The sequence below is a fragment of the Thermosipho japonicus genome (genome assembly GCF_014201655.1).
In the GTDB taxonomy this organism is placed as follows: Bacteria; Thermotogota; Thermotogae; order Thermotogales; family Fervidobacteriaceae; genus Thermosipho; species Thermosipho japonicus.
Window position 1 is genome coordinate 1 of record NZ_JACHEX010000007.1, and the last position, 21,291, is coordinate 21,291.

The window sequence follows — 21,291 nt, forward strand, 5'->3', positions numbered from 1 at the left end:
CTACTGTCGATAACTAGCAGTGTGCTAAAAAGTCTTTTTAATTTCTTACTTACTTTCTTTTTTGATAATCTTTTCAATCTATAGTGTATTGTTTGCCTTGAAGGTAGATTACTTATTTTTATTCTTCCATCTAAAAGATAAGCATATAGTCTTCTCATAGATTGAATATTAGTTAAATACATAAGAGATAAAATCAAAACAAAGATATGATCAGGATACTTTCTTAGATACATTCTTTTAGATTTAACAAAGACAAGATTAGATATTTTGTTGAGTAATTTTTGTTTTCGAAATAGTTAAATAAAAATTCATATAAATTATAAACTATAAAAATATAAACGTCAAAATAAATTTATAATAAAAAAGATGGTCATGCTAACTTTTTTGCATAAGTGTGATACTTCATTTTATTGTTAGAAACACATATGAAAAACTATAAAAGCTTAGAAAATAGCCTAAATTTTTTGAGGATTTTTTAGCGAAAACTTGTTAAATTAAATTAATGATATATAAGATAAAAATTAGAAAATAAAAATATAAATTCTTTTTAATCAGCTATTTGTGGGATTTGGAATAGATATTGGTCTGATTACTGTATAATAGTTTTATGCAATTTAACTAATTCAGAAATTCCAAATCTTGTAGATATCACTATAAAATATGTTGTAGTAAAGAAAGTGTTAGAAAAATTTTCCTTTAAGTGTAAAAAGATAAAAACGCTGCTATTTTATTTTAAAACTTACAAACTTGCCATGAATAAATAGGAATAATGGTATATGAGGCATAAGTGAAAAAAGAACAAATAGTTTGAAAATAACTAAATAATTCTTTTTTATTTGTTTAACTTCCAGGGCTAAGTCCGGTGTGCACTGACTCCAGTAAATGAGACAAGATAAAAAAGAAGTGAAAACACCTCCGAAGTGATACAATATAACCAACAAGGGGGTGTTTTTCTTTGGCTAAGAAAGGTCAAAAGCATTGTATGCTTTGGATATAAAACAGGAAGTCATTAGACTTTACATGGATGAAAAAATTCCTAAGAAGATTATTGATTTTCTCTTAGATATCCCTGAAAGTAGAGTTCGATTGTGGAGAGATTAAAATCTGAGTATGCTTACTTAAAACTTTTGATAGAAAAGATACTTGAAGAAAGAGAAGTAAAAAAAAACTTGAGATAATAAATAAACTAGCAAAAGATTTTCATATTGAATTTTTGTGTAAGATAGCTGGTATTTCAAAGAGTACATATTACCGTGTATTAAAGAGTAAGGATAGAGGTAAAGAAATCAAAGAGGCGATTAGAGAGTTATACTTTAAATACAATGGAATATATGGATACAGAAGAATCACAGTTGTTTTGAAAAGAAATGGAAGAAAGATAAATCACAAGAAGGTATATAGATTAATGAAAGAGATGAGATTATTTGCAAGAATAAGGAAAAAGAATTACATACGAAAAGCAATGATGGAAGCACAATGTATAGAAGAAAACAAACTTAGAAGGAACTTCAAATGTGAAAGAGTAAATGAAAAGTTTGTAAGTGATATAACACAAATAAATGCAAAAGATGGAAATTTGTATTTAATGATAATTCAAGATTTGTATAATAACGAGATAATAGAATATACAGTAGGTGAGAGTAATAATATGGAGTTAGTGACAAATACAATAAAGAAACTGCTAGATAGTGGAAGGTATAAAGAAGGAAGTATTAAATAAAGGATTTCAATTCACACACATGTATACAGCAAGATTGTTAAAAGAAAAAGGAATAATACAAAGTGTATCAAGAAAGGGTACATCGCAAGACAATGGACCAGCAGAAAGCTTCTTTAGTCATTTTAAAGAAGAAATGGTAAAAATAAACAAAGAAAAAACAAAAGAAGAATACAAAAAGTTAATAGAAGAATACATAAAATTCTGCAACGAAGAAAGATATCAAGTAAGATTAAAAGAACATGGCTCTGGTGGAATACTGGAGCCATGCTGTTTGAAAAGTAAATTATTAACTTTTTTATTTGTCCACAACTGTTAGGCTTTTTTAATTTCTTGACCATTGTTGTATCAATCCTTCCTTTGGTGATTTTTTAATCTTGGCTTGCTATGTGAATCCTAAGATCAGAATCTTAACATACAAAGCTCTTGAATCGTAGACAGAGTTTGTAAGTAGGTTGAAGGAATACATCCAGGGTATGGAGATGTTTAGGGTGTTTTTGAAGCAAAAATTTTCTATAACAAAATTTAATAGGAAAGAGCACGGTAATAAAGATCATTCTGGGGCTTTTAGGTATAGAAAAGAACTATGTTTTTGTCAACGACGTGCCGCTGAATAAAATCGAGATAAATTCGTATTATAGCAGAATTGGTTATCTTCCTCAACATTCGATTTTATTCAAGGGAACGGTTAAAGAAAACATACTTCTTGGAGAAGAGAAATCTCTTGATGATAAACTGCTGGAATTTCTTGATTATCTCGCACTTGAAAAAGAAGTGGAAGAAGGCGGTCGCAACCTTTCCGGGGGAGAACGACAGAGGATAGCGATAGTAAGAACATTTGCAAAAGGTGATAAAGATCTGTATCTTTTAGATGAACCAACAACTTATTTGGATGGAGCAAAGATTAGAACATTAAAAGAAATGATAAAAAGTAAGTCTAGTGAGTCTATAATTCTGATTTTTTTGCACTCCCAAGATTTCTTGGAAAATTTATGTGATAGCATCGTAGAATTTTCTTAAATTCGTTGAGAAACTTGAGGCAAAAAGCACTTAAAACATGAAATTTTTTCCATTTTACGGATATCTCAGAGAGGATGTCGAAAAATTCGAGAGGAAATACAAAAAGTATTATCCTCTCTTTTTTTTATAGAAAGCCTGTTATGGTGATATGATACATTGTGTTACAATTCAACAGCCAAAAATGGTAGAATATAATTAAATTATATTTGGAGGGATTGTATGCAAGTAATTAAAGAACTTAAAAATGGAAAAGTGATGTCAAAGAAAATCAAAGGAAAACTTGGAAAAGTTAAGGTATTTGAAGAAGTATTAAGTGATAATTATATTTTGATCAATAACTGGCAAAGTTGGGGACCAACAAAGGTTATACCGAAAGATTTTAAGCTTAATATTTCAAAAGAATTTCTTGAAAAAGCGAGGTTTTCACCGAACCCAAATCCTGAATTATTACTAGATTATATTGTTAGTGACTATTTTATAGCTACGAAAGATAAATTATACGGTTTTTTGTCTTCAAAAATCGGACATCCTTATTTTTTGATAAAGGATGGAAAAATAGAAGGATATATCGATTATTTTGAAGAAGAATTTGAAGGTTATATTGAAACAGAACCACTAGTTGTTTTGAGTGGAAATATTGATATGCTTTTGAGAGAGTATGGAGAACTACTTAGAGATTATAACAAACCACAATTTAAGAAATGGAATCCTGTAGGTTGGTCAAGTTGGTATTATTATTTTGAAAAACTTACTTGGAATGATGTTTTGAAAAATCTTAAACTTGCTAAAAATTATCCATTTGAAGTTTTTCAAATAGATGACTCTTGGCAAAAAGACATAGGAGATTGGCAGCCAAAAGAAAATTTTCCATCATTAAGAGAAATGGCAGAGACTATAAAGAAATTTGGATTTGTTCCTGGAATATGGCTTGCTCCATTTAGTGTATCTGAAACTTCCAGCATTTTTAAAGAGCACAAAGATTGGCTTGTAAAAGATGATGATGGAAATCCAGAGGTAGCATATCAAAATTGGGGGAAAAATATCTACGCACTTGATCTAAGTAATCCAGAAGTTTTAGATTTTATTGAAACTCTTTTTAAAGGCCTAAAAGATTCGGGATTTGAATATTTTAAAATAGATTTCTTATTTGCAGGTGCAATTCCTGGAAAGAGATATCAAAAAGTATCTCCCATTCGTACATATAGGCTTGGAATGGAGAAAATAAGGAAAACGGTAAATGACAATTTCATCCTTGGGTGTGGAGCCCCTCTTCTTCCGTCAATTGGTTATGTTGATGGAATGAGAATTGGTCCTGATACAGCACCTTATTATGATTCAAAAATCCCAGATAACTTGGGGCCAAATGCGTATAGCGCGCTTCGCAATACAATAACAAGGTATTTTATGAACAAAAAACTTTGGTGGAATGATCCAGATTGTTTGCTTCTTAGAAAAACAGAAACGAATCTTACAACAAATCAAAAAAAGATGTTTGCAATAACAGCAGGGATGCTTGATAACATGATATTTGTAAGTGATGATCTAGAACTTGAATTAGATGATTTTCTTATTCCGGCTGCTTTGAAATTAAGAGGAGGAGAATATTTTGTAGAAGGAATTATGGACAAGGCATTTACTATTTATACAAGAAATGAAAAAGTTGGAAAAGTTAAATTTAGAATTTGTCTTGAAACAGAAAAATCTGAGTATTATCCAGATAAAGACTTTTTAAAAGGTAAAAAATGAAGATGCGTCCCAGCTGGGACGCATTTATTCATTATAACTTGATTTTTCCTTCGTAAAGTGGGAATCTGGTGCAGAGATCTTTTACTTTCTTCTGTGTTTTTTCAATGATTTCTTCATCTACATTTCCTTCTTCGTCTTTTACATGTTTTAGTACATCTACAATAAGTTCTGCTATTTCTTCCATTTCTGATTCCTTCATTCCTCTTGTTGTAAGTGCAGGTGTTCCAAGTCTTATACCACTTGCGACAAATGGTGATCTTGTTTCATTTGGAATGGTGTTTTTGTTTACTGTAATGTGGCATTTTCCAAGTGCAATTTCCGCAGCTTTTCCAGTAACATTTAGTGGGTTAAGATCAACGAGCATTAAGTGGGTATCTGTTCCTCCAGATACAATTCTTAAACCTCTTTTTTCAAGTTCTTCTGCAAGGGTTTTTGCGTTCTTTACGACTTGTTTTTGATATTCTTTAAATTCATCTGTTAAAGCTTCTTTGAAACATACAGCTTTTGCAGCAATTATATGCATCAATGGCCCACCCTGAATTCCAGGGAATATTGATTTATTAATTGCTTTGTACAATTCTTTATCATTGGTTAAAATCATACCACCCCTTGGTCCTCTTAATGTTTTGTGGGTGGTGCTTGTTACTATGTGAGCGTAATCTGCAGGATTTGGATATATCCCTGCTGCGACAAGTCCTGCAAAGTGTGCCATATCTACTATGAGATATGCTCCTACTTCATCTGCGATTTCTCTAAATTTTTTAAAGTCAATTATTCTCGAGTATGCACTTCCGCCAGCGATTATAATCTTTGGTTTGTTTTTTAAGGCAAGATTTCTAACCTCATCATAGTCGATTACTTCTGTTTCAGGATTTACACCGTATGGAACAACGTTATATATTCTTCCGGAAAAGTTTACAGAAGCACCATGAGTAAGGTGACCTCCATGGCTTAATGACATTCCCATTATGGTATCGCCAGGTTCAGATACAGCAAAATATGCTCCCATATTTGCTTGTGAGCCTGAATGTGGTTGAACATTTGCGTACTTTACGTTAAACAACTCTTTTGCTCTATCTCTTGCAAGCTTTTCAGCAACATCTACCCATTCACAGCCACCGTAGTATCTTCTTCCAGGATATCCTTCTGCATATTTATTAGTTAAAACACTTCCCATAGCCTCAATTACCGCAGGTGATGCAAAATTTTCTGAAGCAATAAGTTCGAGTCCGTATTCTTGTCTTTCCCATTCTTTTAATATAACATCATATATTTCAGGATCGGTCTTTTTTATGTTTTCCCACATGAGATATCCCTCCTATGTATTTTGTATGGGTCACTAATATTCTAACATTAACAATATACTTTAAAAACCACAAAAAACACCAATTAAATGCAAAAAATGAAAGAAATCTTTTTATGACAACGTGTATTTTAATTTTCAGAAGATTTATGATATGATATCAATATAAATTTCAATCAAAATTTTAATTTGTTGGTCGATAATATAATAAATAGATAATAGACATCCATTTTTAGTTATTTAGTATATATAAGGTTTAGAAGTGAATAAAAATGTACAATTTAAACAAAATGAATTAGAATATAAATCTTTTATTAAATTTGGTGATAATAAAGTTTTTTGGTAAAATATTTTCAGAGAGTTATTTACTAAATTTAAAGGGAGGGGAACATATGAAAATGAAAAAAGGTTTTACTCTAGTTGAACTTTTGATCGTTTTGGCAGTTATTGCCGCATTACTTTCAGTTGCAACACCACTTGCGTTAAACGCGGTAAAAAAGGCAAAAGCAAGTCAAGTAGCCCAGAACTTTAGGGCTATAAAATCTGCAGTGGAGAATTGGTTTAATACAACCAATCCTAATGATCCAACAACATTAGATGTGGAAAATGATTTAAAGGGAAAATATCTTAACTCAATTCCTGATGGATTTACAGTATCTGTAGCTGATAGTGGAAGTGGAGTATACACAGTAACTATTGAATATACAAAAAATGATATTGCACTTGCAGATGTTCAAAAAAGTGGAATGCCTGAAATTACACAAGATGGAAATAATCTTAAATTAACATTTGATCTTCAAAAGTGGTGGTAATATAAAATAGTTTTTAGATAAGCCCTCTTAAATGAGGGCTTTTTTCTTTGAATATGGAAGAAAATAAGAGAAATTTCTTTTTAATTGATTTAAAAAGAAGTTTTTAGACCAAAATAAGACTTTACAAACATGGGGGTCTTTTTTATATAATTAGGTTAGTTGATTGAAACAACCAACTAACATGAAGGGGTAGGTAGAATGATTACAGAGTCTTTGAAAAAAATAATAAGTTATAGCTGGAAAAATAAAGTTGTTACTGCAAAGAATATTTCTTTTGATTTAGGTTTAGAAAAATCCACCGTATCGAGAAATATTTCAAAGCTTAGAGGAAAAAATATTTTGATTAAAACAGATGAGTTATCTCCTTCAAATTTGGGAGGAAGAAAAACAATTGTTTATTCATTTAACGAAAAATTAGGACATATATTGGGAATTTCTGTTGAGCAAGATGGTATCGAATATGTAAAAACTGATTTGTTTTCTAATGCTTTAGAGAAAAAAAAGATTGTGCAAAAGATTAATGAAAAAAATATAGCTTTCATTTTAAGAGAAATTATTAAAGAAAACGAAGATATTCTTGGTGTTGGAATTTCTATTCCAGGTATCATTGAAAATAATACGGTAGTTTTTTCTGAAGCTCTTTCTTTAAAAAATTTTGATCTTGAAAAAACTCTTTTATTAGACATACCAATTTTTGTAGAGAAAGATTCTATTTGTGGTGCAACAAGATATAGCCTTGAAAGTAAAAATATAGTTTATTTCCAATTGTCTGTTCCATATTATGTAAATGAACCGGTTGGTCTTGGTGTTGGAATTGTTATTGATGGAAAACCGTACTATGGTCACAGCAATTTTTCTGGTGAGTATAAACTTAATAAAAGTATATACAGTAAAAAGATTTCATATGAAGAATTTTTGAAAAAATCGGTTTCTTTAAATGAATTTTTTGATGATATTTCAAAAAAGATAGGTCAAATTTCTAGTATTTTAGATCCAGAAGTTGTGGTTATAGGTGGAAATATTACTTTAATTTCAGGTATAGAAAAATTAAGAAATTTTGTGGTAGAGCAAGTATATATGTATGAACAAAGAAAGATGAAAATAGTTATTGAAGATGCAAAGGAATTTGTGAATGCAGAGGGTGCGGCTATAAATGTGTTAAAAAATATGTTTTTAAAAGAAGAAGGCATTGAATATTTTTGTAAGAAGGTGATTTTAAATGAATGATTTTGGTAATTTATTCTTTATAGGTTTTCAAAATCAGTTTGATAAAGATTTGTTTGAAAAAATTAATCCATGTGGCATAATTTTATATCCTGAGAATATGAATGATGTGTATAAGCTACAGATTAACATGGAAAGAGTATATTCACTCTTTGATAAGGGATATCGCTTTTTTATCTCAAGTGATCATGAGGGAGGGCAACTTGAGACCGTTCCAAATATATTCCCATCACCTGGAAATTTGGCAATTGGAAAGGTGGGGGGAGCATCCGAGTTTGGAAACTATCTTGCTCATATGTTAAAGCTGCACGGCTTTAATATGGTCTTTGCACCTGTTGTTGATGTAAAACATGAAAATTCGAGCCATGTTACAGGGTTTAGAGCATATTCTGATGATCATGAAATTGTAAAGATGCGTGCGCTGGAGTTTGTTAGATCGCTTTTAGATGAAAATATCGCCCCTACTTTAAAACATTTTCCAGGTCATGGAAAGGCAAGAGAAGATTCTCATTTTACTCTTCCGGTAGTTTTAGATTTTGATGAAAGTGATGAAGATATGATGGTTTTTAAAGAACTATCAAAACATATTGATTTTATAATGACTGCACATGTTATGTACCCAAAATTAGATGAGGTAGTTGCTACTCTTTCAAAAAAGATTTTAAAAGGTATATTAAGAGAAAAGTTTGGATATAAAGGTTTAATTATTTCTGATGCGTTTGAAATGAAGGCTCTTTACCAAAATTATTCACCAAAAGAGGTTATAAAAAGATTCTTTGAGGCAGATGGAGACATAATCCTTATTGGAGATGTCGAAAATCATTATTATCTGATAGAAACCTTTAATTCCATGGTTAAAAATGGAGAGTTGGATATTGAACTTTTAAAAGAAAAGGTTAAAAAAATAAAGAAGATAAAAGAAAAATATGTATCAGAAACATATCCTACAAGATTTTTATCCAAAATTGCAAAGCAAGCAATTGATTTTAAATTAGATTTTCCTGTTGTAAATCCATCATTTTTAATCCCCCAAGCAAAAAATCTCAGCCTTGCAGACACATCCCAGAAGGATCTTAAATACCTGAGGAATTTAATAAGAGAAGAGTTTAAGGATTCAAAAATTTATACAAGCATCTCAGAAATTAATAATGAAGATACAGTTATATATTTTGTTTTAGACAAAGTTGAAAATGTTGATGCAAAGCGTGTTATTTATGTCTTTTTAAGAGATGTATTGAAAAAAGATGTTGAATATGTAAATCCGTATTCTTCAAAGCTTATTTCAATATATCATGTTTTACAACTTTTTAAAGGGGAGGGGTTACTATGAAGCGTATTTTGGTAGTTTTATTGGTTGTAGTTGCACTACTTAGTTTTTCAAAGACGAAACTAACATTCTGGGGATTTATGATGAACGATGAACATGCAAAAAAGGTGCTTGAAAAATTCATGGCAGAAAATCCAGATATTGAAGTAGAATATGTACAACTTTCATGGGCTAACGGATTTGACAAGATAGTAACTGCAATAGCTGGAGGAGAAGATCTAGATGTTGTAGAGTTAGGAAACACCTGGGTTGCAAATTTTGCAGAAAGAAATGCACTTGAGAGTATGGATAGGTTTTACAAAAATTATGGTAAAGACTATGTCGGATGGAACACAGTATATTATCAAGGAAGCTATTGGGCAGTTCCATGGCTTCTTGGAACAAGAGCTCTCTTTTATAATTTAGAACTTTTTGAAAAAGCAGGCCTTAATCCTGACAATCCTCCAAAAACTTGGGAAGAACTTTATGTAGCAGCAAAAAAGATAAATGAATTATCAGACGATATCTACGGTTTTGGAATGCCAGCTGGAGAAAATTATAGTCCATGGCAACAATGGTTCCTACCAGCAGTTTGGGGAACAGGTGGAGATATTATTACGGAAGATGGAAAGAGGGCACTTCTTACTTCTTGTAAGGTAAAAGAAACAGCAGAATTTTATAAGGCGTTATCTAAGGTTTCTTTAAAGACAAAACAAGCAGACCTTGCAAAAGCATTTGGTGAAGGAAAGATAGGATTATATGTCAGCGGTGCATGGGATATTGACTATCTTGAAACAAATTATCCAGAGACACCATTTAACGTTGTATTTATACCAAAGCCAGCAGCATGGTATGGTACACATGCATCATTTGCAGGAGCAGAAGTTCTTGCAATAATGAAGCATTCTAAACATAAAAAAGAAGCACAAAAACTTGTAGAATTTCTTATAAGACCAGATATTGCAATGGAAGTTGCAATGATTTGGCCAGCAATATTCCCATCTCACGTTGATGCAGGAAACGATCCATGGTTTGAAGACCATCCAATGCACAAGGTATTCTATGAACAAAACAAATATGCAAAACCTGTTCCATCTATTCCTGCATGGCCAAAAGTTCAGGCAGTATTAACCGAAGCAATTGAAAAAATAATACTTCAAGATGCAGATATTGATACCACGCTCTTTGAGTACAACATGAAAATTCAAAAGATTTTAGACGGAGAAGAATAAAAATTTCCCCTGCCCAAAAGGCAGGGGATTTTTGGGGTGGTTATTTTGAAGAGAAAAACACGGTACAATATTGAAACGCTTTTGCTTCTGCTACCTTTTTTGATACTATTTGCAGTTTTTGGGGTTTTTCCTATTGCCTATTCATTCTTTATGAGTTTTACAAATTACTCAGCATTGAGTCCTAATTTTAACTTTGTTGGATTGAAAAATTATGTCCGTATGTTTCACGATGAAGTGTTTTTAATAGCACTTAAAAATACGGTTATCTTTGTTGTTGGAACTATTCCCTTTACAACGGTGATTTCTCTATTGCTTGCCGTTTTAATAAACAGTAAATTTCTACCATTAAAGGATTTATTTAAAGCTGGCTTTTTTCTTCCAACAGTTGTTTCTATGGTGGTTATTTCAACCACATGGATGTATCTTTACAGTGCAGATGGATTTTTCAATAAAATGTTGGAGTTTTTTGGGATGAATCCCATTCCTACTAGCTGGCTTGCACATACAAAAACTGCACTTTTGTCCATAATGATAATGGACGTATGGGCAGCTATTGGTTATTATACCATACTCTTTCTTGCAGGACTTCAGAGTATACCGCAGCAATTATATGAAGCTGCAGCAATAGATGGTGCAAGTAAATCAAAGATCTTTTTTAAAATAACACTACCACTTTTAAAGCCAACTTTATATTTTGTAATTGCGTTAAACACTATAAGGTCATTTCAAATATTCTCAGAAATCTTTACCATGACAGGTGGAGGACCTATGAATTCAACTCAAACTATTGTGCATTACTTATACATAGTTGGTTTTAGAAACTTTGAAATGGGGTATGCATCTGCTATTGCATACGTTCTTGTGCTAATTATTTTCCTTGTAACACTGGTACAAGGAAAATTGCTTAGGAGTGAAAGTATATGAAGAAGGCGATTTTGCTAACAATAATGTTTGTTTTGCTTATAATCTCTCTTTTTCCTATGTTTTCCATGTTTTATACGGCAGTTATTCCAAGTGGTAACCTTACTAGGGTTATTAAAGAAAGGTATATAAATGACTTTGAAATCAAATATATGAGCTATTTGAGACGTAAAGTAAAATCAAAAGGAAAAATTTCAATTGTAAATGAATCTCCACAAAGTACTAGATCAATTCTGGTAAGTGGTACAGTGGAGCTTCTTGTTGATAAATTAGATTTACGTGTTGCAAAGTATATAGAATTCTGGGTAAAAGGTGAAGGAGATTTTTCAGTTGAAATAAGGGATGCTTTTTCAAAGAGCGTTTCAAAAAATTTTAAGGCAACTGGCGGGTGGAAAAAATATGTTATTGATTATAAAGACCTGAAGGGAATAAATCTAAAGTATGTATCAAAGTTGATTTTTAATTTTGATGGCCAGTATTACCTTGACGATGTAAAGGTAAAATACAAATTTCCAACATTGCTTAACTTTATCAATGTGTTAAAAGAAGATATGTTTTCAAGGTATATTCTTAACAGTTTAATAGTTTCTACGATAGTGGTTATCGGAAATATCATATTTTCTACTATGGTTGCATATGCATTTGCAAGAAGAAAGTTCTTTGGAAAAAATGTTCTTTTTTCAATAGTTCTTGCAACGATGATGATACCACCTCAAGTTACGATTATTCCAATATTTATCATAATGAAAAATATAGGTTGGATCGATACATATTTTGCTCTAACGGTTCCCATGCTTGTAACACCGTTTAGTATATTTTTGTTAAAGCAGTATATAGAACAACTTCCTATAGAATTGGAGCAGGCAGCTTATGTTGATGGTGCAAATACATTCCAGATTCTTTTTAAAATAATTTTCCCGCTTTCAAAACCAGCAATAGCGGTAATGGCTATAAATACATTTATTGCAACGTGGAATGACCTTTTCTATCCACTTGTTATGACAAACTCAAGGGAAATGAGAACGGTACAGGTTGGACTTGCCCTGTATCAGAAACTAAATCAGATAGATTGGCCAAGACTGATGGCAGCATCGTCTATAATAGGTTTACCGGTTATAATAATCTTTCTGGCATTCCAAAAACATATAATTTCGGGAATTACAAAGGGGGCTTTAAAAGGATGAACTATACATATTCTGAAATCAAACGTATTCCAGAACTTTTAAAAAGAATCGAAAACTACTCTTTAGAATTTAAAAGAGATAAAAAATATGTTTTTGTTGGTTGTGGTTCTTCATTTAACCTTTCTTTGACTGCATCTTTAATTCTTGAAAAATTTGGGGTCAAATCCAAAGTTTTAACCGGTGGAAAGGTTATTACTTTTAACTATGTTCCAGATGTTGATGTAGGTATATTTATTTCTCGTACTGGAGAATCAACTGAAACTGTAAAAGCAGCGGAGATCTTCAAGAAAAAGGGAGTTTATACAATTGGTATAACATGCGAAAAAGAAACAACTCTTGAAAAGGTTTGTGATGAAACGTTTGTGTTTGACTTCTTACACGAAGAAAGCATAGTTATGACAGGTTCTTTTGTTGCAATTTTGCATTTTTTAGTAAAAAGGTATAGTATTGTTGAAAAAGCAAGTAAAATACTAGAGGAATCTGAGAAATTTATAGAAAATCTTGACTTAAAAAAATATAATCACTTTATCTTTTTGGGATTTGATGAGGAATATGGTATTTCAAAAGAAGGTGCATTAAAGATGCAAGAAATGGCAAGGCAATTTGTAGAATTCCATGAGCCACTTGAGTATAGACATGGACCTGTTTCAAGAATTTCTGAGCATTCTCTTGTGGTTATAAATTCAAAAGATACAGAAAATGAGTATATGCTAAAGAAAGATCTCGAAAAATATACAAAAGTAATACTTCTAGGTAGAAATGGTGATATTGATATAGGATATGATAATGGACTTGAAACACCTTTAAAAATGATATTTTCTCAAATACTTTCATTTAAAAGGGCTATAGTTGAAGGTTTAAACCCTGATAAACCTGAAAAACTTTCAAAGAGTGTGATAATCTGAAGGTGAAAAAATGATAATAGATGATGTTCTTATTGTGGATCCTATTGATGGGGAGTATACAGGAAGTATTGAGTTTGAAGATAAAATATTGAGTATAAGAAAATATGATTGTACACCCAAATACCTTTTAATGCCCGGATTTGCTGATACACATACACACGGATACATGGGAATAGATTGTATGCAGAGTACAAAAGAAGAATTTAAGCAATGGGCAGATCTTGTTGAAAAAGAAGGCGTTACTTATCTTTTTCCAACAACAGTTTCTGCTGATTTTAAAATGTTAGAAGAGATTGTTAAAAAATTTTCTCCAGCTGAACATTCTTCACTATTTTTTTTGCATCTTGAAGGACCTTTTATAAATAAGGAAAGGGCTGGGGCTCAAAATAAAGAGTATATCACTGATTTTAATGGAAAAATTGTAGATCTTGAAAAAGTAAAAATTATGACAGTTGCACCGGAAATTAAAGGTTCTTTTGAACTTTTAAAAATACTAAAAGAAAATAAAGTAACAGCATCAATAGGACATTCAAATGCAACATTTGATATTTTCAAAAAAGCGTATGATTCTGGAGTAAATAGAATAACACATTTTCCAAACGCTTTGCCACAACTTCACCATAGAGAAATAGGAGTGGTTGGAGGAGCATTACTTTATGATGTGTTTGTTGAGGTTATTCCGGATTTAATACATCTTTCTCCAGATTTTTTAAGGTTTGTATATAAATTGCTTGGACCTGATAGGATAATTCTTGTAACAGATAGTATTTCTGCAACAGGTTTAAAGGATGGAATATATGATCTTGGTGGGTTATTGGTTAAAGTCAAGGATGGTATAGCAAGGCTTGAAAATGGTACGCTTGCTGGTAGTACTTTAAAATTTAGTGATGGGTTGAGAAAATTTAAAAAAGTTACTAATTGCTCATTAAAGGATTTATCAAAAGTATCTTCTTATAACGCTCTAAAGAGCGTAGGTATAGATGGCGGAAGAATAAAAGAAGGATATCCTGCAAAATTTGTGCTTTTAAATCAAGATTTGCAGATAATCAAAGTTTATAACTAAAAGTCTAAGTTGATAAAGGTGAAAATTGGTGGTATAATGCATACAGAAAATTGAATATGATGTTAACACCTTGGGTACCAAGCAGTTTAAAAGGGAACGCCGGTGGAAGTCCGGGGCTGCCCAGCAACCGTAACCGGGGACGAAATCCACAGAATGCCACTGGGAGTATTTCCTGGGAAGGCGTGGAGAGTAGGTTGATCCGGAAGCCGGGAGACCTGCCTAAGGTGTAGCAATTCCACAAAAGCTAGGGGCTTTTTGTGGAAATTTTTGTTTAGATATATTCAAAAGGGGGGATTTTGTGGATTTAAAACAAAAGGTTATTGATAGGCTAAATAATTTAACTAAACCGGTTAGAAGTCTTGGATATCTAGAAGACATTGCACTAAAGATGGCACTTATTCAGAACAAAGAAATTCCAGAATTGTTTAGTGACAAGAGAGTATATGTATTTGCATCAGATCACGGTGTCGTTGAAAATGGAGTTTCTGCATATCCAAAGGATGTTACTTATCAAATGGTTTTCAATTTTTTAAACGGTGGAGCCGCAATAAATGTCTTTTCAAGACATGTTGGTGCAAAGGTTTATGTAGTTGATGCAGGAGTTGATTATGATTTTCAAGATAATCCTTCCTTGATAAAAATGAAGGTAGGTTATGGTACAAAAGATTTTACGAAAGGCCCTGCAATGAGCAGAGATGAAGCGGAAAAGTGCATTGAATTTGGTAAAAAAATAGCGAAAGACGCAATAAAAGAAGGAGCAGATCTTCTTGCTGTGGGGGATATGGGAATAGGAAATACTACAACTGCTTCTACGATTGCTGTTGCGTTTGGATACAACATCGACGATATTATTGATATTGGAACACCACTTGATAGTGAAGGAATTAAAAGAAAAAGAGAAGCAATATTAAGAGCGATTGAAGTTAACAGGCCTGATCCCGATGACCCAATAGATGTTCTTTCAAAGGTCGGAGGATACTGCATAGGTGAAATGGCTGGGTTTATCCTTGAAGCTGCACATTCTAAAGTTCCTGTCGTAATTGATGGTTTTCCTACCACTTCAGCATTTTTAATTTCCTACTATCTTGACAAAGATGTTATCAATTACGTATTTAGTGGACACAAATCTTATGTAAAAGGCCATAAAGTTATATTGGATTCTTTAAATCTGCGTCCTATTCTCGATCTTGATATGAGACTTGGTGAGGGAACAGGAGCAGTTCTTTCAATGCCTATTATAGAGGCAGCTGTAAAAATGATAAGAGAAATGGCCACTTTTGATTCGGCAAATGTTTCAAAAGGAATTGACCAGAGTTTGGAGGATGTAAAATGAAAGGTATATTATTAGTCGCTCATGGTAGTAGAGTTCAAGAAACAAAAGAGATTGCATACAGATATTTTGAAGACTTACGGAAAAAGTATAAAAATTGTAAATTAGGTTTTATGGAATTTAACGAGCCAAGTATTGAAAATGCTGTAAAGGAATTTTTGAAAGAAAAGGTAGAAGAAATAGTTGTTCTTCCGCTTTTCTTATTTGAAGGAATACATATAAAAAAAGATATCCCAGAAATTTTAGAAAAATATCCAATAAAGTTCAAGATATTGAAACCTATATTATACGATAAAAGGGTTTCAGGTATTCTTTTTGAAAGGATTGAAAAAGGTGAAATATACTGATCCACTTGAAATAGAGAAAAAGAGTTTTTTAATTATAAGAAAAAATTTGAAAAAAGAACATAAACAAGGTTACTTGGATATTGTAACAAGAGTGATCCATGCAACTGCCGATTTTGAATTTGAAGAACTCTTAAGATTTAAAAATGATCCTATATCAGTTTTTAAAGAAACTGTGAAAAACGGTGCCAACATAGTAGTTGATACAAAGATGATTAAGGCTGGGATCAGTAAAAAATTCTTGGAAAAGTATAACGTAAAAGTAAAATGCTACATAGATGATGTGGATGTAATAAATCAAGCAAAAATTTCCAATTGTACACGCTCTATTGTTGCAATGAGAAAGGCAATTGAGGAGAAAAATAATGATATTTTTGTAATTGGAAACGCACCAACTGCATTATTTACTCTTTGCTCATATATTGAAAATTCCTCATTTTTTCCAAAACTAGTTATAGGTGTTCCTGTAGGTTTTGTTGGAGCTCAAGAATCGAAAGAAGTTTTAAATTTGCTTGATGTACCATCTATTACTACAAAAGGTAGAAAGGGCGGAAGTACAGTAGCAGTTGCAATTGTTAATGCGCTTTTTAGACTGTTGGAGGAGTAGGATGAAAAAGGAATTAAGGTATGGCTACACGACTGGTTCTTGCGCAACTGCAGCAGCAAAAGCAGCAACTTACATGCTCTTTTACGATGAAGTTTTAAAGAGCGTAAAAATAGATCTTCCAATTGGAAAAGAGATAGAACTTGATATTTTTTACATAGAAAGAAAAGAAGGCGAAGTTATTTGTGGGGTAAGAAAAGATGCAGGTGATGATCCAGACGTTACCCACAACATGATAATCTATGCAAAAGCAGAAAAATCGAAAGAGTTTTTAATAACCGGGGGAGAGGGGATAGGGATAGTTACAAAGAAAGGTCTTCCACTGCAAGTAGGAGATTATGCAATAAATCCTGTTCCAAGAAAGATGATAGAAAGTGAAGTAAAAAAGGTTTTACCTTGGGGAAAAAATGTAAAAATTACAATTTTTGCACCAGAAGGAAAGTACATTGCTAAAAGAACGCTTAATCCAAAACTTGGAATAATTGGAGGTATTTCAATACTTGGTACTACTGGAATAGTAGAACCATTATCAGATGAGGCGTATAAGAAAACGATAGATCTTGAAATTTCAATGGCAAGCAGCGAAAGTAATGAAATTTGTCTTGTATTTGGAAATTATGGAAAAAATTTTACAAATCTTTCTTCTAAGATGCCGCTTGTTACTATGGGAAATTATGTTGGGTTTGCTCTTGAATCTGCATGTAGAAATAAAATCAAAAGAGTATATCTTGTGGGACAGATTGGAAAAATGATAAAGATAGCGGGCGGAATTTTTAACACTTATAGCCGCATTGCTGATGCAAGAAATGAAATTTTTACTGCTTATCTTTCATTGTATGGAATTGATAGAGGCATTCTCGAAAAAGTTATGAATGCAAATACAACTGAAGAAATACTTGATTTGATAGAAGGAAAAGTTGGAAAAGATTTTTTTGAAAATCTTGCATTAAGGATCAAAGAAAAATGTATTCAATACGTAAAAGGTTGTCTTGAGGTAGAAGTTGAGATATTTTCACTAAAAAAAGGGCATCTTGCAAAGACCTGGAGTGATTTTATTAAATGATAACAGTAGTTGGAGTTGGACCTGGCAATCCAAAACTTTTAACTTCTTATGCCCTTGAAAAAATTAAAGAGGCAAAAGTATTGGTGGGCGGTAAAAGATTACTTGGACAATTTGATACAAAGGCAAAAAAAATACCGTATGGTAAGAATTTTGATTTGAAGAATATTGATAAATTGGGAGATAGTATAGTAGTTCTTGCCTCTGGTGATCCACTTTTATATGGAATAGCAAATACATTACTAAAATACTTTAAAAAAGAGGAGATTGAAATTATTCCTGGAATTAGTTGTGTTCAATACATGGCATCTAAGTTAAAAGTATCTCTTGATGATGCAAAGGTTGTGAGTTTTCATGGAAGAAGGGAAAAGTTAGAGGAAATATTAAACTACAAAAAGATATTCATTTTTACTGATAAGGTAAACACACCGCAAAAGATAGCAAAAGACTTGAGAAAAGCAAGTTGTACAGATTATGTAATTTTTGTAGGGGAAAATCTTTCGTATGAAGATGAAAAGATTTATAAATTTACTTTGAGAGAACTTGCAGAGTATGAATATGAATTTGGAATAAACCTTGTTCTTCTTTTAGGAGAGTAGATCTTATGTATTTTGAAGATGAATTTTTTTTACATGAAAATACACCTATTACTAAATCTGAAATAAGAGCAATTGTGTACTCAAAGCTTAATTTGAATAAAAAAGATATATTGTGGGATATAGGTGCTGGAAGTGGTGCAATTTCTATTGAAGCGTCTTTCAGGTGCAAGAAAGTTTTTGCTATTGAGAAAAACTTAGAGAGGGTAAAGACAATAAACGAAAATATAAGGAGAGCAAATGCAAAAAATATTGATGTGATTTTTGGAGAAGCCCCACAGGCTCTTGAAGTTCTACCCTCTCCAACAAAGGTATTTATAGGTGGAAGTGAAGATAAGACTCTTGAAATATTAACAGCTGTAAAAAGAAGAATTTTAAATGGTGGAATAATTGTGGCAACTTCTATAACACTTGAAACATTGTATACAATTGATAATTTTTACAAAGAGCAAAAGAGAGAAATAATACAGGTTGGAGTAATAAAATTAAGTTCACATAAAAAAAGAATGTTTATAGCAAGAAACCCGATATTTATAATTACTGTTTGGAGGTGAACCTTTATACTATTTGGAGTTGGAATTTTTCCAGAAAAAAACATTACTTTGGCAGCAGTTGAGGCACTTAAAAGTTCTGATTATATATTTTGCCCAAGAACGGAAAGTGGTTCAATTGCCGCAGAGCTGGTTAAGAAATATGTTCAAAAAGATATAGAGTTTATTGATTTTCCAATGAGGAAAGACATAAAAATAGATCTTTCAAAAATTTTAAAGCTACTTTTAGAAAATAAGAACGTGTCATTTGTGTCGATTGGAGATCCACTTTTTTATAGCACTTTTGTCTATGTAATGGATTTTGTAAAAAGCTATGGAATAAAGGTAAAGGTATTTCCAACGATTACTTCTTTTTCATTTGCTGCATCAAAAATTAATTTGCCTATAGCATTAAAGGATGAAGGAGTTGCAGTTGTACCAGGGACCAATTTAGAGTTAATAGAAAAAGTAACCAATGTTTTTGACAATGTGGTGGTTATAAAGCCTAGTAGAAATTTTCTAAAAATAGTAGATATTTTAAAAAATAAAGATTTTAAAATATATGTTTTTGAAAATCTTGGATTTGATAATGAAAAGATCTATTTAGAAAATATTCCGGAAAGTGTTGGATATCTTTCAATAATTCTTGCAAAGCGAGGGGTAGAATAAATGGTTTATTTTATTGGAGCAGGCCCAGGTGATCCAGAGCTTTTAACTTTAAAGGGATATAATGCATTAAAAAGTTGTCAGGTAGTTATTTATGCAGGATCTCTTGTAAATCCGGAGATATTAAACTTTGCAGATAAAAGTGCTAAAGTGTTTGATAGTTCGAAAATGACTTTGGAAGAAATATTATCCATTATAAAGCAGTATAGAGATGAGAATATAGCGAGGCTTCATACAGGTGATCCATCACTGTTTGGAGCAATAAATGAGCAGATAGAGTTTTTGGAAAAAGAGGGTATTCCATACAAGATCATACCTGGAGTAAGTTCAATGTTTGCAGGGGCTGCAAGTTTAAAGAGGGAACTTACAATTCCTGATATTACTCAAACTGTGATTATTACAAGATACGGTAAAAGAACATTTGTTCCAGAAGATCTAGAAGAACTTTCAAAGCATAATGCAACAATGGTGTTATTTTTGAGTATAAAATACCTGAAGAAGATTGTTGATATTTTAAAGAGGAATTATCCAAATAATACACCAATTTCAATTGTATACAAGGCAAGCTGGAAAGATGAAAAGATTGTAAGTGGGACACTTGAGGATATTGTTGAAAAAGCCGGTGATATTGAAAGTACAGCGTTGATATATGTGGGACATTTCTTGGAAGATATTAAGACAAGATCGAAGTTATATGATAAAACATTTTCGCATATGTTTAGAAAGGCTGAATATGAAGATAGCAGTTCTTTCGATGACTAAAAATGGTTCAATTATTGCAAAGAAGCTTTTTAATTCTATTGAATGCGATGTATATGTAAAGGAAGATTTTAAATTTAACGGAGCAAAAATTTTAAATTTTCCTTTGAAAAGGTTTGTAAAGAAAATTTTTAATATGTACGATGCTTTTGTATTTATCATGGCAACAGGTATCGTTGTAAGGGTTATAGCAGATTGCTTAAAAGACAAATTTGAAGATCCAGCAGTAGTCGTAATAGATGAAAAGGGGACATTTGTTATTAGTCTTCTTTCAGGGCATGTTGGTGGGGCAAATGAACTTGCAAAAAAGCTCTCAAAGATTTTAAACGCTCTACCTGTTATAACTACTGCATCAGATGTAAATGGTATTGAGTCAATTGATATGATAGCCAAAAGGTATGGTTTTGAAATAGAAAGGCGAGAAGATCTATCAAAAGTTAGTGCAGCTATAGTAAACAGTGAACCTGTTGATTTCATAGTAGATCCTGAACTTGACATAGAGATTGAAAGTAAGAGCTATAATGATTCAACAGCCCAGGTTTATATTACAAACAAAGTTGTTTTTTCTAAAAAACCACATGTAATATTAAGGCCAAAAAATCTAGTATTAGGCATAGGTTGCAAGAAGAATATAGAATTTAAAAAGCTTTTGCAATTTGTTGAAAACTCCCTTGTATTTTCAAATTTGTCAAAAAATAGCGTTAGAGCAATTGCAACTGTTGAATTAAAAAAGAAAGAAAAGGCGCTATTGATGCTTTCTGAGTACTTAAGCGTGCCGCTTAAGATTTATTCGGTAGAGGATATTAAAAAAGTTGAAAGTTTGTTTGAAGGCTCAGAGTTTGTAAAAAAAGTAGTTGGTGTAGGGGCTGTTGCAAAACCAGTTGGGTACCTTGAAAGTAATATGGGAAAAGAGTTATTTTATTCAAAAAAAGATGGAATGGTACTTTCAATTTATCAGGATAGGTGATA

General features: G+C 31.9%; 22 protein-coding genes, 1 pseudogene and 1 riboswitch. Of the genes and pseudogenes, 21 read left to right on the forward strand and 2 right to left on the reverse strand.

Annotated elements, in window-relative coordinates:
• Window positions 1-233, reverse strand: a pseudogene (locus tag HNP65_RS09705) (transposase); the annotation flags it as partial.
• Between the two features lie 980 nt (window positions 234-1,213).
• Between HNP65_RS09705 and HNP65_RS09895 the strand changes: the two are divergent.
• The 4 genes from HNP65_RS09895 (at window position 1,214) to HNP65_RS09210 (ending at window position 4,483) form a co-directional block, all read left to right on the forward strand.
• Complete coding sequence (locus tag HNP65_RS09895; RefSeq protein WP_246348256.1) at window positions 1,214-1,720, forward strand: IS3 family transposase; 507 nt, start codon at window positions 1,214-1,216, stop codon at window positions 1,718-1,720.
• Window positions 1,721-1,739: 19 nt separating this feature from the next.
• Window positions 1,740-2,036, forward strand: a complete 297-nt coding sequence (locus HNP65_RS09900) for an IS3 family transposase (RefSeq protein ID WP_246348257.1) — start codon at window positions 1,740-1,742, stop codon at window positions 2,034-2,036.
• A gap of 209 nt (window positions 2,037-2,245) precedes the next feature.
• Window positions 2,246-2,737 (forward strand): ATP-binding cassette domain-containing protein, encoded by a 492-nt coding sequence (locus tag HNP65_RS09205; protein WP_343043478.1) that lies wholly within the window; start codon window positions 2,246-2,248, stop codon window positions 2,735-2,737.
• A 219-nt stretch (window positions 2,738-2,956) separates the two neighbouring features.
• On the forward strand, window positions 2,957-4,483 hold the full coding sequence (locus HNP65_RS09210) for a glycoside hydrolase family 36 protein (RefSeq protein ID WP_184619958.1): 1,527 nt from the start codon (window positions 2,957-2,959) through the stop codon (window positions 4,481-4,483).
• Window positions 4,484-4,514: 31 nt separating this feature from the next.
• Here the strand turns inward: HNP65_RS09210 and glyA are convergent, their stop codons facing one another.
• Window positions 4,515-5,789, reverse strand: a complete 1,275-nt coding sequence (gene glyA / locus HNP65_RS09215; protein ID WP_184619959.1) for a serine hydroxymethyltransferase — start codon at window positions 5,787-5,789, stop codon at window positions 4,515-4,517.
• A 389-nt stretch (window positions 5,790-6,178) separates the two neighbouring features.
• On the opposite strand from glyA, the gene HNP65_RS09220 reads away from it, so the two are divergent.
• From HNP65_RS09220 to cbiG, 17 genes are all read left to right on the forward strand, one after another.
• A complete protein-coding gene (locus HNP65_RS09220; protein ID WP_184619960.1) occupies window positions 6,179-6,598 on the forward strand; it encodes a type IV pilin protein in 420 nt (139 codons plus the stop codon).
• Window positions 6,599-6,796: 198 nt separating this feature from the next.
• On the forward strand, window positions 6,797-7,825 hold the full coding sequence (locus HNP65_RS09225) for an ROK family transcriptional regulator (protein WP_184619961.1): 1,029 nt from the start codon (window positions 6,797-6,799) through the stop codon (window positions 7,823-7,825).
• Window positions 7,818-9,152, forward strand: coding sequence for a glycoside hydrolase family 3 protein (locus HNP65_RS09230; protein WP_184619962.1), 1,335 nt, complete (start codon window positions 7,818-7,820; stop codon window positions 9,150-9,152). Before HNP65_RS09225 ends, HNP65_RS09230 begins: the two co-directional genes overlap by 8 nt.
• Window positions 9,149-10,360, forward strand: a complete 1,212-nt coding sequence (locus tag HNP65_RS09235) for an extracellular solute-binding protein (RefSeq protein WP_184619963.1) — start codon at window positions 9,149-9,151, stop codon at window positions 10,358-10,360. Before HNP65_RS09230 ends, HNP65_RS09235 begins: the two co-directional genes overlap by 4 nt.
• Before the next feature lie 36 nt (window positions 10,361-10,396).
• Window positions 10,397-11,284 (forward strand): ABC transporter permease subunit, encoded by an 888-nt coding sequence (locus HNP65_RS09240; protein ID WP_184619964.1) that lies wholly within the window; start codon window positions 10,397-10,399, stop codon window positions 11,282-11,284.
• Window positions 11,281-12,465 (forward strand): carbohydrate ABC transporter permease, encoded by a 1,185-nt coding sequence (locus HNP65_RS09245; RefSeq protein WP_184619965.1) that lies wholly within the window; start codon window positions 11,281-11,283, stop codon window positions 12,463-12,465. Before HNP65_RS09240 ends, HNP65_RS09245 begins: the two co-directional genes overlap by 4 nt.
• Window positions 12,462-13,370 (forward strand): SIS domain-containing protein, encoded by a 909-nt coding sequence (locus HNP65_RS09250; protein ID WP_184619966.1) that lies wholly within the window; start codon window positions 12,462-12,464, stop codon window positions 13,368-13,370. The genes HNP65_RS09245 and HNP65_RS09250 overlap by 4 nt, the downstream gene beginning before the upstream one ends.
• A 10-nt stretch (window positions 13,371-13,380) precedes the next feature.
• Window positions 13,381-14,433, forward strand: a complete 1,053-nt coding sequence (nagA, locus tag HNP65_RS09255) for an N-acetylglucosamine-6-phosphate deacetylase (RefSeq protein ID WP_184619967.1) — start codon at window positions 13,381-13,383, stop codon at window positions 14,431-14,433.
• A gap of 55 nt (window positions 14,434-14,488) precedes the next feature.
• Window positions 14,489-14,670, forward strand: a riboswitch (cobalamin riboswitch).
• Window positions 14,671-14,731: 61 nt separating this feature from the next.
• Window positions 14,732-15,766, forward strand: a complete 1,035-nt coding sequence (gene cobT, locus HNP65_RS09260) for a nicotinate-nucleotide--dimethylbenzimidazole phosphoribosyltransferase (protein WP_184619968.1) — start codon at window positions 14,732-14,734, stop codon at window positions 15,764-15,766.
• Window positions 15,763-16,110, forward strand: a complete 348-nt coding sequence (locus HNP65_RS09265) for a sirohydrochlorin chelatase (RefSeq protein WP_184619969.1) — start codon at window positions 15,763-15,765, stop codon at window positions 16,108-16,110. The genes cobT and HNP65_RS09265 overlap by 4 nt, the downstream gene beginning before the upstream one ends.
• Window positions 16,097-16,714, forward strand: a complete 618-nt coding sequence (locus tag HNP65_RS09270) for a precorrin-8X methylmutase (RefSeq protein ID WP_184619970.1) — start codon at window positions 16,097-16,099, stop codon at window positions 16,712-16,714. Before HNP65_RS09265 ends, HNP65_RS09270 begins: the two co-directional genes overlap by 14 nt.
• A 1-nt stretch (window position 16,715) precedes the next feature.
• Entirely contained in the window at window positions 16,716-17,774 is a 1,059-nt protein-coding gene (gene cbiD, locus HNP65_RS09275) for a cobalt-precorrin-5B (C(1))-methyltransferase CbiD (protein ID WP_184619971.1), read from the forward strand.
• On the forward strand, window positions 17,771-18,370 hold the full coding sequence (cbiE, locus tag HNP65_RS09280) for a precorrin-6y C5,15-methyltransferase (decarboxylating) subunit CbiE (RefSeq protein ID WP_184619972.1): 600 nt from the start codon (window positions 17,771-17,773) through the stop codon (window positions 18,368-18,370). Before cbiD ends, cbiE begins: the two co-directional genes overlap by 4 nt.
• A gap of 5 nt (window positions 18,371-18,375) precedes the next feature.
• Window positions 18,376-18,921 carry a precorrin-6Y C5,15-methyltransferase (decarboxylating) subunit CbiT gene (gene cbiT / locus HNP65_RS09285; RefSeq protein ID WP_184619973.1) on the forward strand — a complete coding sequence of 182 codons (546 nt, stop codon included), beginning with the start codon at window positions 18,376-18,378 and terminating at the stop codon, window positions 18,919-18,921.
• 6 nt (window positions 18,922-18,927) lie between these two features.
• Window positions 18,928-19,566: an SAM-dependent methyltransferase gene (locus tag HNP65_RS09290; protein ID WP_184620003.1), complete on the forward strand. Its 639-nt coding sequence runs from the start codon at window positions 18,928-18,930 to the stop codon at window positions 19,564-19,566.
• Window positions 19,567-20,325, forward strand: a complete 759-nt coding sequence (gene cobM / locus HNP65_RS09295; RefSeq protein ID WP_184619974.1) for a precorrin-4 C(11)-methyltransferase — start codon at window positions 19,567-19,569, stop codon at window positions 20,323-20,325. It abuts the gene before it with no gap.
• Window positions 20,297-21,289, forward strand: a complete 993-nt coding sequence (gene cbiG, locus HNP65_RS09300; protein ID WP_184619975.1) for a cobalt-precorrin 5A hydrolase — start codon at window positions 20,297-20,299, stop codon at window positions 21,287-21,289. The genes cobM and cbiG overlap by 29 nt, the downstream gene beginning before the upstream one ends.
• Window positions 21,290-21,291 lie beyond the last annotated feature (2 nt).